The sequence below is a fragment of the Persicitalea sp. genome (assembly GCF_041751555.1).
Classification (GTDB): Bacteria; Bacteroidota; Bacteroidia; order Cytophagales; family Spirosomataceae; genus Persicitalea.
Window position 1 is genome coordinate 1 of sequence record NZ_JBGSXF010000083.1, and the last position, 1,961, is coordinate 1,961.

General features: G+C 52.2%; 3 protein-coding genes and 1 pseudogene. All 4 read left to right on the forward strand.

Features of this window, described 5'->3' with window-relative positions:
- Positions 1-317: pseudogene (locus tag ACEW8P_RS02730) on the forward strand (hypothetical protein); the annotation flags it as partial.
- 36 nt (positions 318-353) lie between these two features.
- Positions 354-1,055, forward strand: a complete 702-nt coding sequence (locus tag ACEW8P_RS02735; protein ID WP_373511579.1) for an SGNH/GDSL hydrolase family protein — start codon at positions 354-356, stop codon at positions 1,053-1,055.
- A 55-nt stretch (positions 1,056-1,110) separates the two neighbouring features.
- Entirely contained in the window at positions 1,111-1,809 is a 699-nt protein-coding gene (locus tag ACEW8P_RS02740) for an SDR family oxidoreductase (protein ID WP_373511580.1), read from the forward strand.
- 18 nt (positions 1,810-1,827) lie between these two features.
- Positions 1,828-1,961 (forward strand): glucuronate isomerase (locus tag ACEW8P_RS02745; protein WP_373511581.1); only part of this gene is annotated, 134 nt, incomplete at its 3' end.

A 1,961-nucleotide genomic window follows, 5' to 3' on the forward strand; every position in this document is an offset into this window, starting at 1 on the left:
TTCGACTGCATTTTACAAAAAACGATGTCGAGGAGAAAAAGCCGGGCACGTCCAACCCCACCGCAGAGGTACCTGAATTGGAAAAAGACTATCCCAACGGCAATATGTTTGGGCATTTGCCCTCTTCCGGGTTTTTCATCCGCCACGCCAGGAACATCACCCTGGATAACGTCAATCTGGATTTTACCCCCCAAGAAAACCGCCCTGCCTTAGTGACCGACGACGTGCAGGGCTTGGAAATGATTCGTTTGCGAACTAGTCTGACCAAGGTTGACGCTATTCAAACCAAAAACACGACGCTGGTTGGAGAAAAGTAGAACGCCCCGATTCGGAGCATAAATTTTTAAAATAAAATGAGAAAAACGACAATAACCTTTCTGGCCTTTGGTATTGCTCTTTCGGCCTGGCGGTCGGCCTTGCCAACTATATTCCTCATTGGCGACAGTATTTCAATTCAATACGGGCCACACCTGAAAGAGTACCTGGCCGGATCGGTCACCTTCGAGCGCAAAATGGATGACGGCCAGGCGGAGAAAAACCTGGATGTTCCCGTGGGAGCCAACGGCGGCGACTCACGAATGGTGTTGGCTTATTTGAAAAGGAAGATTCAGGAACCCGCTTTCCATCCCGACTACCTGGTGCTGAATTGCGGCTTGCACGACATCAAGCGTGACCCGAAAACGGGGGTCATCCAGGTAACGGCGGATGAATACCGCAACAATCTGCTCAGTATTAGCGAGTTGATGAAATCAAAAAACATCGCAATGATTTGGATCAGAACCACACCCGTGGTGGACTCTATTCACAACACCAGATCCAAAAGCATCAGGCGCTACGCCTCCGACCTGGCTGCCTACAACGCCATCGCGGATTTAATCTGCGAACGAAATAACATTCCGACAATCGACCTATTTAGATTCACCGAAAAACTTGGCAAGGAGCAATTCATCGACCATGTCCATTACAATGAGCCTACCCGTACGCTACAAGCCGCTTTCCTGGCGGGAAGCATTCAAAGCTACCTGGCGGTGGAAAATAGTAAACCGAAGCGGTAAATGACCCCAAGCTAATTCTAAACTAGGCAAAATGCGAAAGCCATAAACCTGAACTATGAGCAATCTTAAAAACAAAACTATTTTCCTCACCGGCGCATCCAGCGGCATCGGCAAAGCCACCGCGCTTTCCCTACTGGACTTGGGGGCGAACGTCTTCGATTTCAGCCGCCAAAGGCAGTTGGCCGACGAGCTGACACACGAGAACCTGCGTTCCTTCCGGGGAGACGTGAGTGTGGAAGCCGACGTACAAAATGGCTTTTCGGCTTGTCTGGAGGCTTTCGGTACCGTCGATATTTTGCTTAACAATGCGGGCATTGGTTCGGTCTCGCCTGACCTTTCGACCATCGACCTCGATACTTTTGAGGAAATGGTAAACGTCAATATGCGCGGCGTGTTCCTCTGTAACCGCGAGGCCCTGAAAGTAATGAAACCAAAGGGCGAAGGCCACATTGTGACGGTGATTTCGATGGCCGGACAGCGTACCAACCCCAACGCGCCGCTTTACTGCGCCTCCAAATTCGGGGCGCGGGGCCTGAGCAGCGGCCTGGCCGATCAGGCCATCAAGATGGGCATCCGCGTGACGGACATCAACCCCGGCCCCACCGACAGCGACTACTGGGGCGACCGACAAGTGCCGCGCGAGAAGTTTCTGAAAGTGGACGACGTGGCCCGCGTAATCGTGTTCGTCCTCGACCAACCGAAGGAAGTCCTGATCCGCGAAATCAATTTCGACAGCATGAAATTCCTGGCCTGAAAAGGCAGGAGATTTTTAATGAAAAAATTCATAAATACCGACTTCCTGCTCTACAACGCCACCGGACGCGCGCTTTACCACGAGGTAGCCGCCGGGCTGCCCATCGTGGACTTCCATAACCACATCGACCCGGCGGCGGTCGCGACCAATCG